The 13,288-nt window shown below is 56.3% G+C and carries 14 protein-coding genes and 1 pseudogene; 6 read left to right on the top strand and 9 right to left on the bottom strand.

What is annotated here, in order from left to right; genetic code table 11:
- The 3 genes and pseudogenes from ABID44_RS18450 to ABID44_RS18440 form a co-directional block, all read left to right on the top strand.
- Positions 1-249 (top strand): annotated as a pseudogene (locus ABID44_RS18450) (recombinase family protein); the annotation flags it as partial.
- 90 nt (positions 250-339) lie between these two features.
- Positions 340-762 carry a hypothetical protein gene (locus ABID44_RS18445; RefSeq protein ID WP_354153142.1) on the top strand — a complete coding sequence of 141 codons (423 nt, stop codon included), beginning with the start codon at positions 340-342 and terminating at the stop codon, positions 760-762.
- Positions 759-2,063: a relaxase/mobilization nuclease domain-containing protein gene (locus tag ABID44_RS18440; RefSeq protein ID WP_354153141.1), complete on the top strand. Its 1,305-nt coding sequence runs from the start codon at positions 759-761 to the stop codon at positions 2,061-2,063. Before ABID44_RS18445 ends, ABID44_RS18440 begins: the two co-directional genes overlap by 4 nt.
- Here the strand turns inward: ABID44_RS18440 and ABID44_RS18435 are convergent.
- Positions 2,060-2,299: a hypothetical protein gene (locus ABID44_RS18435; RefSeq protein WP_354153140.1), complete on the bottom strand. Its 240-nt coding sequence runs from the start codon at positions 2,297-2,299 to the stop codon at positions 2,060-2,062. The two genes, ABID44_RS18440 and ABID44_RS18435, sit on opposite strands and share 4 nt — an antisense overlap.
- A 248-nt stretch (positions 2,300-2,547) precedes the next feature.
- Here ABID44_RS18435 and ABID44_RS18430 point away from each other — a divergent pair, with 248 nt between their 5' ends.
- Together ABID44_RS18430 and ABID44_RS18425 are read left to right on the top strand one after the other, a co-directional pair.
- Entirely contained in the window at positions 2,548-2,727 is a 180-nt protein-coding gene (locus tag ABID44_RS18430) for a hypothetical protein (RefSeq protein WP_354153139.1), read from the top strand.
- Between the two features lie 175 nt (positions 2,728-2,902).
- A complete protein-coding gene (locus tag ABID44_RS18425) occupies positions 2,903-4,096 on the top strand; it encodes a Fic family protein (RefSeq protein ID WP_354153138.1) in 1,194 nt (397 codons plus the stop codon).
- A gap of 137 nt (positions 4,097-4,233) precedes the next feature.
- Here ABID44_RS18425 and ABID44_RS18420 read toward each other — a convergent pair whose 3' ends face one another.
- Positions 4,234-4,494: a hypothetical protein gene (locus ABID44_RS18420; protein WP_354153137.1), complete on the bottom strand. Its 261-nt coding sequence runs from the start codon at positions 4,492-4,494 to the stop codon at positions 4,234-4,236.
- Positions 4,495-4,525: 31 nt separating this feature from the next.
- Complete coding sequence (locus ABID44_RS18415; RefSeq protein WP_354153136.1) at positions 4,526-5,422, bottom strand: ArdC family protein; 897 nt, start codon at positions 5,420-5,422, stop codon at positions 4,526-4,528.
- Positions 5,423-5,858: 436 nt separating this feature from the next.
- Here ABID44_RS18415 and ABID44_RS18410 point away from each other — a divergent pair, with 436 nt between their 5' ends.
- Positions 5,859-6,425, top strand: coding sequence for a hypothetical protein (locus tag ABID44_RS18410; protein WP_354153135.1), 567 nt, complete (start codon positions 5,859-5,861; stop codon positions 6,423-6,425).
- 73 nt (positions 6,426-6,498) lie between these two features.
- Here ABID44_RS18410 and ABID44_RS18405 read toward each other — a convergent pair whose 3' ends face one another.
- The 6 genes from ABID44_RS18405 to ABID44_RS18380 all read right to left on the bottom strand — a co-directional run bounded on the left by ABID44_RS18405 (position 6,499) and on the right by ABID44_RS18380 (position 13,069).
- Positions 6,499-7,326 (bottom strand): protein NO VEIN domain-containing protein, encoded by an 828-nt coding sequence (locus ABID44_RS18405; RefSeq protein ID WP_354153134.1) that lies wholly within the window; start codon positions 7,324-7,326, stop codon positions 6,499-6,501.
- Positions 7,323-9,233, bottom strand: a complete 1,911-nt coding sequence (locus tag ABID44_RS18400; RefSeq protein WP_354153133.1) for an SNF2-related protein — start codon at positions 9,231-9,233, stop codon at positions 7,323-7,325. Before ABID44_RS18400 ends, ABID44_RS18405 begins: the two co-directional genes overlap by 4 nt.
- 6 nt (positions 9,234-9,239) lie before the next feature.
- Positions 9,240-10,577 (bottom strand): hypothetical protein, encoded by a 1,338-nt coding sequence (locus ABID44_RS18395; protein ID WP_354153132.1) that lies wholly within the window; start codon positions 10,575-10,577, stop codon positions 9,240-9,242.
- A 12-nt stretch (positions 10,578-10,589) separates the two neighbouring features.
- A complete protein-coding gene (locus tag ABID44_RS18390) occupies positions 10,590-11,054 on the bottom strand; it encodes a BglII/BstYI family type II restriction endonuclease (RefSeq protein ID WP_354153131.1) in 465 nt (154 codons plus the stop codon).
- Between the two features lie 5 nt (positions 11,055-11,059).
- Entirely contained in the window at positions 11,060-11,953 is an 894-nt protein-coding gene (locus tag ABID44_RS18385; RefSeq protein WP_354153130.1) for a DNA-methyltransferase, read from the bottom strand.
- A gap of 870 nt (positions 11,954-12,823) precedes the next feature.
- A complete protein-coding gene (locus ABID44_RS18380) occupies positions 12,824-13,069 on the bottom strand; it encodes a hypothetical protein (RefSeq protein WP_354153129.1) in 246 nt (81 codons plus the stop codon).
- Between the last annotated feature and the right edge of the window lie 219 nt (positions 13,070-13,288).

Genomic DNA, 13,288 nt, shown 5'->3' with positions numbered 1-13,288 from the left:
GGCAATCAGGGCGTCAGCCCCGATATGCTCAAGGGCTTCGCCCGCAAAGCCCGCGAACGGATACGACTCGATGATGGCGGCTACCGACGCGACCATCTGCGCGCACTGGCGCAGCGCGTCGAGGTCGCCGACGACGAGGTTCGCATCATGGGATCGAAGTCGGAATTGCTGCGAACGCTGGTCGCCGCTTCAAGCGTAGGAACGGCGGCGTTCGGCGTTCATAGTTCTGTTCTGAAATGGCGCACCTAGCCGGAGATAGTTCAAACTCCGTCTTCAATACTTTAGATGAATGGGAACGCCATCTCGCACAGCTAGACCATAAGGGTCTGCGGTGCGGTCATGGCCGACTTAAGCCAAAGATTTAGCTCGGCGGTCGCCGCCCAACCCAAAAAGACGGCCTACCCGCCGCCGTTCTCGCTTCGACTGACTTGTGACGAGCGGGCAAGGCTCGATGAGCTGCGGGGCAAACAGTCCCTCAGCGCCTATATCCGGCAACAACTTTTCGGGGATGCTGCTGCACCGCGCAAGAAAGGCGGCACCAGCCCTGTGCAGGACGCCGACGCTTTGGCCCGCGTTCTCGGCGCATTGGGCCAATCCCGACTTTCCGCCAACCTCAATCAGCTTGCCAAGGCTGTGAATATGGGGGCGCTGCCTATTACACCTGAAACTGAAGCCGACCTTGCAGCGGCGTGCCGCGACGTATCTGCAATGCGTGCCGATCTTCTCCGAGCACTCGGAAAGTCGCCGGGGGATGGGCCATGATCCTTAAAGCGAAAGAGCGCGGCGATGCGCCCCAGCTTGCACGCTACCTGCTCTCTACACGAGACAACGAGCATGTCGAACTGCATGATGTGCGCGGTTTTGTCAGCGACGATCTACGCAGCGCATTCAGCGAGGCAGACGCGATCGCCAAAGGGACGCGCTGCAAGAACTATCTGTTCTCAATGAGCCTCAATCCACCGGCTGGAAAAAAGGTACGCACGGAAGATTTTGAATCGGCGATTGCCAAGATCGAGAAGAAACTCGGCCTGGAAAACCAGCCCCGCGCCGTTGTCTTCCATGAAAAGGAAGGGCGACGGCATGCGCATGTTGTGTGGTCGCGGATCGACAGCGAGCGCATGCGCGCTATCAACATGGCGCACTACAAGGTCAGATTGCGTGATGTTTCTCGCGAACTCTACATGCAACATGGCTGGGAAATGCCGCGCGGCTTGCAGGATCGCACCCTGCGCGATCCTCTGAATTTCACACAAGAGGAATGGCGGCAAGCGCGGCGGGTCGGCATTGATCCTCGCGAAATCAAATCCGTTTTGCAACAATGCTGGCAGCGCTCCGATAACAAGGCTTCGTTCGAACGAGCATTGAAAGAGCGCGGATTCTGGCTGGCTAGGGGCGACCGGCGCGGGCTCGTCGCGATAGACTATCGCGGGGAGGTCTATTCGCTCTCGCGCTATGCAGGCGTGAAGGCCAAAGAGCTGGAAGCGCGGATCGGCGATCTGACACAGCTACGCACGGTGGTTCAGACAAAGGCAGAAATCTCGGTCGGCATGAGCGGCAAACTCGAAGCCTTCATTGCTGATGCCGAGCGTGAGGCCACGCAACGCCGTGACGAATTGGCGCTTCGCAAGACCGAACTGTCCGCACGCCACCGTGATGAGCGCGAAAAGCTCAACGCCGGTATCGAGCGCCGCTGGAAAGACGAAGCGCTGCGCCGCGCGCAACGATTGCCGAAGGGGATTTCCGGCATCTGGCATCGCCTGACCGGACAATACGCAAAAATCAGGGCGCAGAACGAACAAGAAGCGCTCGAAGCCTACCGCCGCGATCAGGCGATGAAAGACGATCTGATCTTTCGTCAGCTCGAAGAGCGCGAGGTGCTGCAATCCTATATCAGGGCGCAACGCTCGATCACGCACCAACGGCTCACCCTGCTACGCGAGGACGTCGCAAACTACAGCACGTTGGACAATCGACCACGAGACGAAGCGGACAATAGCATTAGACGGGATCTGCGCCGGACACGGCGCGAACGGCGGTCACGCCAGTGCGACTTCGATATTTAGTTCGGCATCGCGCGCTGCTTCATCAGTTCCGCATATCTCCGTCGCTCGTTGGCTTTCAATGCACTGAGAACATGTTCTGGCTCGCTGCCATGTTCGAGAGACCATTCGGCGTACTCGCGCGATACCTCGTCATCGAGACACGGTTCCTTGCGAGCGAAATATTCTTCGATGGTCGTGATGTTTTTGAGGAAAGCGTAAAGCGTGTCCTGGTCTTTGTAATGGTTGTGTTGGCTCATAGATGAACCTTACCCAAAAGCGCTGAACACGCGCAAATTTTCCCGTGCAGCTTGGCGACAAGCCCTTCCATCCAGCTCAACCTGCCAGTGTGCCTGCCCTGCCGTTCAAGGTCTAACTGCTCCCTAGAATATCCTGCTCTGTATCAATCCAACCAGCCGAACCATCAGCGCCTTCATGGGCCGATGATGTGTGCCGGGGCCGAAAGGCCCTGAATGGTTCGGGGCCTCCTTGAACAAAGGAGGATACGATGGAACTTGTTACACGCTTCGAAGCGGCAACCCGCAGCACCGCCGATCTGCACGGTCTGCTCAAGATGGCTTTTGTCGCCTGCGCGTCCGCGCCGCCCTGCTCACAGGAACGCCGCGATGCGCTGACCTCGATACGCACTATCGAATTCGAGTTGGCGCGGCGTTCTCCATGCCCCTAAGCTCGATGCGGCTGGCCTTTTGGCCAGCCGCTCCCCATCTTTTCAGAAAGCGGCCATCAAACCGGCCATTTTTGCGGCATATCTTCTGCTGTCATTCCATCTACTACCGTGATATTATTGACGAAATTAGTGACGAAGATGCGGCCATCAAAGCGGCCAGAAAGCCAGCCTTACCATGCCTATTCGAGACGACGGCGAAACAACAGGACTATTCGAGCCGCTGCTGGTTTCGGAAAGCTCTAAACATCGCGGCAAACTGGCTGATCTTGCCCTCGACCTTGCTACGCGCTCCGAAGGATTCCGGCGTAGCTTGCCCCCCTCCATAGCGACAGCGCTGGCCGACCTCGTGCGTTCCATGAATTGCTACTACAGCAATCTGATTGAAGGGCATAATACCCACCCGGTCGATATCGAGCGCGCGCTGAACAATGATTACAGCGCCGATCCTGAAAAGCGCAATCTACAGCTCGAGGCCAAGGCTCATATCACCGTCCAGAAATGGATTGATGACGGAGGCATTACCGAAGCTCCGACCAACCCCGATACCATCCGGGAAATCCACCGGCGCTTTTGCGAGCTTTTGCCGCGAGAGCTGCTATTTGTGAATGACCCGTCCACCGGAGAGGATGTTGAGGTCGTCCCTGGTGCGCTGCGCGAACGTGACGTGCAAGTCGGACGGCATATTGCCATCAGCCCCGGCGCGGTGCCGCGCTTTCTGGCGCGTATGGATGCCGCCTATGCCAGACTCGGCAGGGTGGATGCAATCGTGGCTGCTGCTGCTGCCCATCATCGTTTACTGTGGGTGCACCCATTCATTGACGGCAACGGGCGCGTCGCGCGTCTGGTATCCTATGCTATGCTGCTTAGATCGCTCGATACGCGTGGCCTATGGTCGGTGGCGCGCGGCCTTGCCCGCCGCGAGTCCCGTTACAAACAACATCTTGCCGCGTGCGACATGAGGCGGCGCAACGACATGGACGGGCGCGGTACGCTGAGCGAAGAGGCTCTGGCGGAATTTGCAGCATTCTTTCTGGAAACCTGCATTGATCAGGTCACCTTCATGGAAGAGTTGATGAAGCCAGAGCGACTGCGCGACCGGATTATGATTTGGGCGGAAGAGCAGATCAGGGCCGATGCCCTCCCGCCAAAGTCCGATATCGTCCTCAAGACCATTCTGTATCAGGGTGAGTTGCAGCGCGGCGAAGTCGCACCACTGCTAGGATTAAGTGATCGCGCCGCACGGCGCATCACGTCGGCGCTGATTGATATCGGCGCGGTGACCTCGGAAAGCACGCGTGCGCCACTCTATCTGGCGTTCCCGGCGAAATTCGCGGACCGATGGATGCCCGGCCTCTTCCCCGAACAGTAGCGCCGCGATTTTCGACGTTGGAGTTTGATCGACGTTCGTTATGCTCAATGAAACTGAGTAAAAATCGAGGTTTCCAAACCAAGGGCGACAAGCCCGATACGGCTGGCCAGGTGGCCAGCCGCGATTTTTCTACCTCTCTAAAATAAGGATAGCTGTGCGCCGCGCCAGCGCGTGCGCTCGGCTTCAAAATCCAGCCATGCGGTCACATAGGCAACTGCGCCGCCCTCCTGCTCAACACTACCGATAGGTATGAAGTGCGAGCGATAGCCTGTTTCAGTAACAGGCAGCGCCAGCCGGTTTTCGCTGTTCAGTTCGATATGTTCGATCATGCCGAATTTCTCCGGCGTGAAGGTGACTTCAATCTGAATGCCGCGCCATGTGATGGTGTGTTTTTCCATTTTCCTGATCCTCCGCGATGGGGAGCGCCGCTTATGCGGCGACTCCTTCTTGTTGGGGTTGCTGGCAACCGTGCAGGAAATCGGCGGCGCGCTGCGCATGGGCGGCGGCGGAAAAGATCGCACGCTTGTCGTCTTTGAGAACCTTCAGCCAGCTTTGGATATAGGCGGCATGATCGGTTCCCGCTTCCGGTGTCAGGCCAAGATCGGCACAAAGGAAAGCCGCGCCCAGCTCGGCCACCATTTCTTCGCGGGCGTAGCCTTCATCGCCCCAGCGCTTGCGGCCAAACTCGCGATCCAGCCGCGTCTTGTGCTTCGTCCAGTGGGTCAGCTCGTGCGCCAAGGTCGCGTAATAGGTTTCAGGGCTGTGGAAACATTCGAACGGCGGCATCTGCACATGATCGGTGCCGCCACTGTAGAAGGCACGGTTGCCGCCATGCCGGACATCTGCGCCGGTCGCGGTAAAGAACGCATCGGCATGTTCAATCCGCTGCGCGGCATCAATGACGGGCTCCGGCTTCGCATAGTAATGATCGGCTAGTCCGTCGATCTGCTCGACGTTGAAAACGCTGTATGCCTTCATAAACGGGATCGTTCGTTCTTCCTCGCTTCCGTCCGCGCCCTCCTCGGTCTTGGTAATGGTGTTGGCGTAAACAACGGGATTGCCGCGCTCGCCCTTGCGCACATGCGCGCCAAGTTCCTGCGCTTGCTTAAAAGTCATCCAGTACGGGGAATTGTAACCAGCCTCCAAGGCCGCACCCCACAGCATCAGCACGTTGATTCCGCTATAGGCCATGCCGTTGTGCCGCAGCGGTCTGACGATCCGCCCATCCATGTTTCCGGCGCTCCACGGCTTGAGCCATGTCAGTTCACCCCTCTCCAGATCGGCAATAATCTTGTCGGTGACTTGGCTATAAATGTCCTGTTTCATTGGTCTTTCTCCTAGTTTTAAAACCGGTTGCACATGCAACCGGACTAGGCCGCGCCAATGAGCGGGGGAGGTCCGTCAAGACCGCAGACAGCGGTGGGGGATCACCCGTCCTGCACAAGCGAAGCGCGGAAGGATGGGGATACCGCTGACTGCGCACGAAGCTTGCGGAGTGCTTGGTCTTGACGGAGGACGGGGCCGCAGGCCCAAACCAGAGAAAAGAAGGTCAGCCCGAAGGCTGGCAATATCCTGCGCAAGGGATGGAAGCCGACTGGCCGAGACTACAAGCTCGGTTTACGAGAGCCCGACCCAAAGGGTGCCGTCCCAAAAAAATCGCAAATTTATGAGGTAGACGCCGATAGAACAAAAAGCGTAAAAGCAATAAATCAGATACTCTTACTAAGCATATGATTATACATGAAATTATACAATTCTTGGAATGACAACAATCAATACGCTACAATGTGTTATGTCTTTTGTTTACGGCCTATTTGATCCTCGGAATGACAAGCTCTTCTATCATGGGATTACTGACAAACCTGAGCGTCGTCTGTCGGAGCATTGTAGGTTGAGATGTCAGACATCAGCGGGTTGGATAGAGGAAATTCAGCAGGCTGGCTCCCAACCGGAAATGAGAATATTTGCCGAATTACCCCGAACACAGGCTTTGGATTTCGAAAAAGAGCTCAACAGATTTTACGCGGCGCAGGGCGCACCTTTGGCCAATAATCAGCTAGGGCGAAAGCTTCGTTCACAGTGCAAGAATCACGGCAGCCCCTGGACGCCAGACGCCTCTTTGCAATTGCTTCGTCTGGTCCAAAAAGGCGCTGATATTCGCGAAATCGCTTTGGAGATGAAGCGCTCAAGACGAGCAATCACGCTCAGAAAAGCCAGGCTGGACACCAGCGATTTGGGCCGCCCCTTGCGAGAGGTCTTTTCAGAGCGGGCGCCGCCCCCTCTTCTTTGGCTGCGCATCTTCTTTATGAGGGTGATATCGTCACGCTAGGTCGTGCAACGTGGCGGAGGCTAAAGACGAGATCGCGACAGCCCGGCTTGAAATGACGCGTGTGGTAAGAGACTCACGCGACAGGAACAGCGACATTGTTCCATTTGCCTTTCCCGTTGTCTGAGGGAATGTGCGGTGCAACCTCGGCCACCGTCCGTACGTGAAGAACCGGCGGCTCTTTATTCATGTCCCACACATGAAAGATATAGGCGTCGCCGGATTTCTCGGCCTTGCTCCACTCATTCCGCGTCAGGATGAATCGAAGCGGCGAAACCGAGGACGATTTCACCTCGATCAATCGATTCTGAAGGCCCGTTTCCCCTTGGTCATAGGACAGCACGTCGTATCCAGCGTAGTTATCATCGAAGCCTGGCCATTCAGGTTCTTTTTCAATTCCAAGCGCGTTTAGCCGCGCACGCTCATGGTCTATTGTGAGTATTTCGGCGAAGCGGCCCTGCTCCATTTTCTCCTGATCAAACATCAGACGCGCATAGCCGGAGACGGCGTCCCACCATGTCACCACATGGTGCGGTGTGGGATCATCCATTAGCCCCGCCGCAGCGAAAACGTCCTGATCGTTGGGATCAAGGGTTTGCACGAACCGCCTGCGACCACTGCGCATGGCTTTCGACCAGATGGGCTGATGCTTGAGCAGCACGGCTTTGATGCAGCTTTGATAGAAAGCGTGTCCGTCCAGAGGGCAATCCATTTCGACCAGCGACGAAAGATGTACGGACGCTTCCATATCAAGTGAATGAGCATCAGCTTCCACCTGATGGATCAGACTGAGAAGATCGGCGATATCCATCGCGGGGTTTTGCCCCATATATCGCCGCAGGAGGCGCAATCCTTCAAAACACGGCAAAGAAAAGATGCGTTCAGTGGAAATGAGGATGGTCATTCATCCTCCGGCGGGACCTCTGCCGCCGTACCCTCCAGTTCAGCGATGAGATCGATGATGTCTTGCAGCTCGATATCATAGTCGATGGGGTCGGCAGCTTCCTCTTCATCGAAAGCGATTTCGTGAAGGTCGGGGTCATCGAGCAGCATCTGCATGTTGCGGATCTTCTCAACAAGCCTGCGACTAACCGACATGTCGATGCTGCCGATTACCGGGGGCGCTTTCGACCTGTAGATATGGATATGAGTTTCCTGATCGGGCGGCAGGCCAAGGCGGTGGATACGGTCAATAGATTGCAGATAGTGCGTCGAAACATAGCTCCGGTCTGCATAAATGGCATTGTGGCACACGGTATGCAGACTGATCCCTTCACCGGCAGCAGCGGGATTAGCGATCAGCACAAAGCAGCCCGAGTCTTCGTGGAACCTCCGGATGCGCCCTTCACGGCTGTCCGGATCGCTCGCAAGACCCGAAGGTACGCCGCCGTGGATATAGACAGGGTTCAGATCGGCAAGGGCGGACGCGAAACTGTGAATTGTGTCTGTGAAGATCGTCCAGATTACGGACTTCTGTCCCTGCCGCGCCAGCGCGTAGGCGTGATCCATAACCGCGCGCATCTTGGACGAGTGTCCTTCTTCAAGGACAAGATCAACGACGCCAGAGCTGATTTTTGCGTCGTCATTTGCCATGGCGCTGAGCGCCAGAACCGGATTCATGGATAGCTGCAAAAGCCGCATTACGGATTTGCGAGCTTTCAATAACTGCGCGCCGCCCATTCCATGCGAGACTTGCTTCGAGTAGCTCCGAAGGAACTCGTTGCGAACCATCGAATACAAAGCAAGCTGTCCGTCATCCATGCTTACATCGATGAAATGTCGCTTTGCTTTTGGAAGGCCAAGCTCCCGCTTCGTCGTCCGAACATAAAGATTGCCGAGGACATCGCGAGGGGATTTGCCGTGAGATATTTCGAGGCCATACCCGTGGCCTGGCCAAAGAAAATCGAGCTGGGATTCAATATCCGAGGCCGCTTGAGGCATCGGGGTTCCGGTTAGAATGTCGCGTCGGACCGGATCATCGGCAATCCGCAGGAGGAACGCACCACGCTGCGAATTCCAGCCCGCTTTCATGCGGTGCGCTTCGTCCAAGACGAGATGCGTTTCCGTGGTAGCGAAATGCGCGCCGAGCAAACCTTGCTGGCGTATCGCCATATCATACGAAATGACAAACCGGGTCGCGCCGGAGCGGAGAGCGTCGCGGGTTTGTTCTTCGGAGCCGGTCAAGAGCGTAAAGGGCTCAGCGCCTTCGTCTGGCGCAGCCTTATCCATACATTCGCCCACAATATCGGCCCATGCTTGAAAAGCCGCTTTCGGGGCGACGACCATAAAATGCTGGCCGGGCTTGCGCGTGAGCAGGTGCAGGGCAAACGTAACCGTGGTCTTCCCGGCCCCCGGTACTGAGAAGTTGGCCCCATTACCCAGTGATAACAGGTGTGACAGATCCCTAAGCTGAAACGGTTTAAGGACACGCTTGGTGAAACCAAGTGCCTTCAACCGTTGCTCGATTTCTTCCGGTTGCATAACCGCCGTTAGTTCGGCGCGCTGGGCTCTGGTCTTTTTGATCTGTGCGGAGAAGGCACGAATTTTCTCGGCTGCGATGCCCTCCGGTTTGAAGCGGAAGTTCAAATTCGTCTGGTTCGCCTTGCTGCCAAGTTCCCGGATCACGCCAAGCATATCCGGCCAGGACAGCGTTATCTCGCCACCTGAAATGGTGTGATCAAGCCTCTTCGTCCGGATAGCCAGCTTTAAGCGCGCCCAAATCGGTGTCTCCAAGCCTTCGGGGAGGACAGCGAACGCGCCGCTATGGTCCGCATTGTAGCGAACAGCTACGGCAGTTGGCTCATCGCTCACGCACGCTTACCCCTCATTTGCTGCCACTTCATCCCCGGCGACCTTATCGGCCTGTCGCGCGGCAATAGCACCCTCGATTTTATCCAGTGCGCTACGGATTGTTTCAATCTGCTTTAGCATAGCCGGAAGCGTCTTGGTTCCGGCATAGCTGACATCAATGCCCGTAATTTTCGAGTTAATCTGCGAAAGCGCACGCAGGGCGGCTTGTTCGTTCTTTTGGCCCTTGTCCAGTTCAAGGACCGTTTCACACGCATCGATTAGCGTTTCGATGACATCATCCTTCGATGTGTCGTCGCGCAGTGCCTCGATTATTGCGGTGTAATCTTTAGTGGCATCGTCGCCATCAATATCGATGGCAAAATCGTCGTCTTCAACCTCAGCCGCTTGACTGTCTGACAGATCAAGTTGCTCTTCGAGAATTTCGAGGACCTTGGGAGCCAGCTTCCCAAAGGCGGCGTTCAGTCGGTATAGGCGACCGGTTATCCTGTCGCGGTTCTCGTAAATCGACCACGCGATAGCTCGGCTTGCGTTTTGCAGGTTGGCATCTTTCCTGGCGATGCTTTTGGGCAGATCACCGAAAATCTGCTGACCTTCCTGCACGCGTTCGTATTCACCGGGCTTTTCTATCCATTCACTGAGATAGAGATCGGCTTCATCAAGCGCTTGAAGCACATTTTCAATATCGGCTTTGCTTCGACGGAGCCGGTCGGCCACCTCTTTCGTGGATCTGCCCTTATCCACTTGCCTGCGGATCAGGCGGGCATCGCCTATCCAATCATAATCGAGCTTCGTTTGCGGACGGGCCTGAAGGTCCGCTTCAATATCGTCAATTTCATCGCGCGATACGTCGGGAGGGAGAACGGCGCACCGAATATTGGTGAAACGCTCATCAACCGATCCGTCGGCCTTGCGCAAAAGTTCGCGCATGGCACTGAGGCGACGGTTGCCATTGACTACGATCCCGGAACTACTGATCAAGATAGGTTCGCGCTGACCATCCTGCTGCAAGACGGCAATGATGGGCGTAACGGACTCGGTCCCCTGTTTCGCGAGCTTCACGAGGATTTCGTGTTGAGATTGCTGAGCGGTGGTGAGTTCCTGCCCCTTGGCAAAATAGTCCTTGTCGAGCCCTTCTCTGGCGATTTCGGTTTGCTGAGCACTGAATGTGCGGCAGTTTTCCATCCGATAAAGCGGAACTGAAATCGGAAGGGAAATGACTTTCGGTGTGTACGTACCGCTTCTGAAATCGAAAATAGTTTCACCAAACTCGGTTGAAGCGGAAACCCGTTTTTCGATCATGGCCTCGCGCTCAGAGCGCGGTGTTATTTTGGCGATGTAGGACATGATCCCCCTTCTTCACTCAAAGGCGATAACAAGTATCGGCACGGTGATGACCCGGTCGAAGAGCTGTAGCTCGTTGATGACGCGCTCGGCGTTGGCGATATTGTCCCCAATAAGGTTGGCAGCCCGCTTGGTGGGGAGAGCCAGCGCTGCCGCCTCGATGCGCTGGCTCTGAAACAGATATTGCATTTTCAGCAAGTCATAGGGTGCGCGGCTCATATTGCCGGTCTGCAACTGAAATGCGACGTCATCCTTCTGCGCAAAAACCTTGAGCCGATGCCCTTGGTCCAAATCGACGTTGAGCGCCCAGCCTTCGTTCAGAAACTCCGCCTCGACATGCTCACGAATTTGCTGTGTGCAGCGCGGCTCGATCCGGATCGCCGGGGCCTCGAAGACATCCGTGAGCCATTCCTTGAGTTCGCGCCGATCCCATTCTGCGCCAGCACTGTGATGATCGTCGTAGGTATAAGCGAGCTTCATGAATCCTACTTTGCATCGGGGTCATAGACCGGCTTGTTCATGGGACGCGTGCGCAGCGTTCCAGCCCGAAGCTGGTGAATGCGATCCCACGCGATGTCGATATAGCCCTGATCAAGATCGCAGCCGTAGGCATTGCGATTGTGTTTCAGCGCGGCAATGGCCGAAGATCCGACGCCAAGATAAGGATCGAGCACGCTCTCCCCTTCATTAGTTAGCGCAAGGACAAGCCGCTCGACCAAGCCAATGGGAAACTGGCAGGGATGATCGGTTTTTTCGACATGATTGGATTTGACGTTCGGAATATCCCAAACGTCCGAGGGGTTTTTGCCAAGCGGGTTGCTCGATAGCTCGCCCTTGTTCGGACCCTTGAAATGCTTCTTGTTGGGGTATTTCGAGGGTATGCGGATCGGGTCGAGGTTGAAGGTGTAGTCATCGGACTTCGTAAACCAGAGAATGGTTTCGTGCCGCCCCGAGAAGCGTTTTTGGCAATGCAGACCATGGCCGAATGTCCAAACGATCCGATTGCGGAGTTGGAGGCCATGATGCTTGAACAGCGGATAGAGGATGATATCGAGCGGAAAAATCTCGCCGCTATCAACGTGGTTGCCTACCTGCCAGCAAATCGAGCCCGTAGGGGACAGAAGCCGGACGGCCTCTGCGATGCAGGCTGCCTGATCCTCTACGTATTTCTCCTGCGATGTGCGCTTCTCATACTCCTTCCCGATATTGTAGGGAGGCGAAGTCACGATCAAGTTCATCGACTCGTCCGGTAGAGCGCGCATGAACTTGAGATTGTTTTCACAAGCGATGGTGGCTTGTGCATCTCTCTTGAGGCGATGAATGTTGCTTTCGACCTGTGAATCAAGAGTGCCGTAAGCGCGTGCCTGCCTCGGAGCCATCAGATTCTTCTCAGTTTGGTAAGCCCGTTAAAGGCAATACGAGTAATACAAGATAGATTCGTTGACGTTAACTTGCCGCCCAGGACACTGGCAACCCGCCAGGGCGCAGCTTGGCGCGGTTTCCGCCAAAAATCTCGCGCTGGTCAGCGGCAGGCGGATGGACGGCACTACTCTCGTCAGGCCCCACGGGGTTCTAAGCCTCTTTTGATCGATGGGATGGCTCCAAGGCAAGGGAGCGCGAAGTCTCCCTTCTTGGTCTCCATGAAATGGTCATGGGGGTATCGGGGGCAGCTCGGAACGCTCCCCTGATCGGGGATCAATCGAGCGGTCGATTGTGCATGGTGCGGTGCAGGATGGAGAGGCAAATCTCCATGGTCCTGCGAGTGGGTTCAGGGCGGCGCGATAGCCCCTTGATCGGGTTCAGCGCCGACGCGCTGGCGGCATCCAAATCGGCGGACGGTTGGTCAGGATTTCACAAGGGCTCGAAGGCCCTTTGATCGATGGGTGCAGGGAGAGCGAAGTCTCCTGCGAGTGATTGACCGGCGATACGGTCTATTGGCTCTGAAACGGGTTCGACACCCTTAAAGAGCCATGGCCTGGGGGATGCAACGGGGGTGCGCAGCGGCCCCCTTGCCAAGATGGTTTTGTACTACAAAACACATCTTGCTGCTGCGACTCCTACCATTCGTCGCCTTGCGGGTGAGCCCGCGTGAATGAACGCAAGGGCAATGATGCCAACGGATTTTTGCCTTGCGGGAATCGCCCTGGCCGCTGCGAGTTGTCTACAATATTGCAAGCGTAGACCCGCGCGGCGCTTTGAGGAGCGACCAGCCGAAATGCTTCCGCTGGTGTACCGCGCGGGCCCTTTGCTTACTCCGCCTGTGACGTTTCCTGGTTGTGGCAGCCGCCGTCCAGCGTCGGGCAAAGCTCTTGTTTCTCCTTCGATGCCGTCCCCTTATCAATGGTGGCATCTGCCGCTAACTTCGCTGGCGCCTGACCTGAGGCGTCGGGTGAGGGAGAGACCAAATCCGCGATCCATGCCAAGGTAGACGCGACAGGTGTACCGACCTTAATGAGCACCCGGCCTACCCAGTTCGATTCCTCGATCTCGCCCATGCGATACGCCATTTCCTCAGCCCATCCGACGACCAGCGGGCGCAGGACCGGGATAAGAATACTGTCGGGATTTCGTTCAAGATAACGAGTTAAAGGCTCTGCCCAGAGACGATACCCCCGGTTGACTGAGGTGGACCCGTCTGGTGAGACAGCTTGGCGGCTTGGCTAAGGTGGATCGGGTTGGTTTCTACGCCGCCAATTGCTCCGTCATTTGTGCCG

Source organism: Aquamicrobium ahrensii (assembly GCF_040545755.1).
GTDB lineage: Bacteria > Pseudomonadota > Alphaproteobacteria > Rhizobiales > Rhizobiaceae > Mesorhizobium > Mesorhizobium ahrensii.
This window is presented reverse-complemented; position numbering and strand designations above follow the sequence as displayed.